Annotated in this window: 2 protein-coding genes; both read right to left on the reverse strand. The window is 61.1% G+C overall.

The features are described 5' to 3' along the window. Nucleotides 1-788: serine hydrolase domain-containing protein (locus ACSFA3_RS23185; protein WP_435507793.1), on the reverse strand; the 788-nt coding region annotated here is incomplete at its 3' end. Nucleotides 789-1,027: 239 nt separating this feature from the next. Further along, a partial coding sequence (locus tag ACSFA3_RS23190) for a dihydrofolate reductase family protein (RefSeq protein WP_435507794.1) occupies nucleotides 1,028-1,440 on the reverse strand: 413 nt, incomplete at its 5' end.

A 1,440-nucleotide genomic window follows, 5' to 3' on the forward strand; every position in this document is an offset into this window, starting at 1 on the left:
CCGAGCCACCAGAGATACCCGTAGAACTGATCGTCCGTCGCCTTGAGCTTCGATGTTGTCGAGGTCTCGATCCAATCCCTGGAAACGATCTGGCGGTCGTTCCAGCGACCGCCAGAGAGGACAAGCTGGCCGATCTTCGCCATGTCGCGCGGCCGCATGCGCAATCCCCCTCCCGCATCCGTATCCCCCTTCACTCGACTCCACTCGAAGTCGGTAATGCCCAGAGGTTTGAACAACTCTGTCCGGGCAAATTCGTCCAGGGGGCGTCCGGTAGCCTTGCGGACAATGGCGGAGACGAGGGTGAGCGCGCCGGTGTTGTAGAAGAACTCCTGGCCCGGTGGCGCAGTCGACTCCAGTCCCAGAACGTAGCGAGACGGCTCGGCAGCCCTGTGCATGCGCGACTCGTCGTTGTCCTCCCCGGTGGCGGGGGTCGCCTCCACCCACTTCAGACCCATCGACATGGTGAGCGCATGTACCAGCTGGATGCGATCCTTTTCAGGGGAACGCAAATCCGCCAATTCGGGAAAGAAGCTGAAGATCGGTTCGTTGACGCTGCGGATCAGCCCCTGATCAATGGCGATTCCCACTGCAAGCGACGCGACGCTTTTTGAAACCGACTTCACGTCATGCAGGGTATCGGCGTGAAAGGTGACATCTTTCACCCGACTGCCAAAGAAGAGGCCGGGTACCTGGTCGGAGCCACTGAAGTACCGCTCGAACACCAGCTTTCCGCTGCGGGCGACCAGCACGGAATGTATGTTGGACGAGGCCGCGAGCTGATCGGCCATCCTGCATAGGGGGCCGCGATCGATGAGCTTGTCGTCACTGTTGGCGGAGATCGCCCACCCATCGCCTCGCGCTGTTGGAGCGCCACAGGCATCGGACGCATCCGCGAACGCTGGCAACCCAGGGAGCGATGCAAGCGCAGCCCCGCCAAGAAATGAGGCAAACCGGCGCCGTTTCATAGTTCATCCTCGGGTGGAGTTTGCAGATATTTCAGCCGCAGCGGGAATGCCACGCCGTTCAGCTATCCGGTCTTCAAAGGCCCCGCGAACTTGTAGGCAGTGAGGATGATGCCGGACGGCATTGCCTTCGTACTGGCGAGCTCGAAAGAGCGTGGCGGCGTTCCCTCCGCAAAGAGGCGCTTCCCGGTGCCCAGCAGGACCGGATAGACGATCAGCATGGCCTCATCTGCAAGCCCATGTTCGAACAGCGTCGATGTCAGCGTGGAGCTACCCCAGAGGACCAGGTCCGGCCCAGCCTGCGACTTGACGCGGCGAATGCCCTCGACGACATCTAGTCCAAGGCCTTCGAACGGGCCCCACTCAAGACTTTCCGGGCGATGGGTAACGACATATTTGGTAGCCGCATTCAAGGCATCCGACATCGGGCTGCTCGGTGCCTTCGGCCAGAAGCCTGACCACAAATCGTAGGTGCGAC

It is taken from the genome of Variovorax glucosi (assembly GCF_051216695.1).
GTDB lineage: Bacteria > Pseudomonadota > Gammaproteobacteria > Burkholderiales > Burkholderiaceae_C > Variovorax.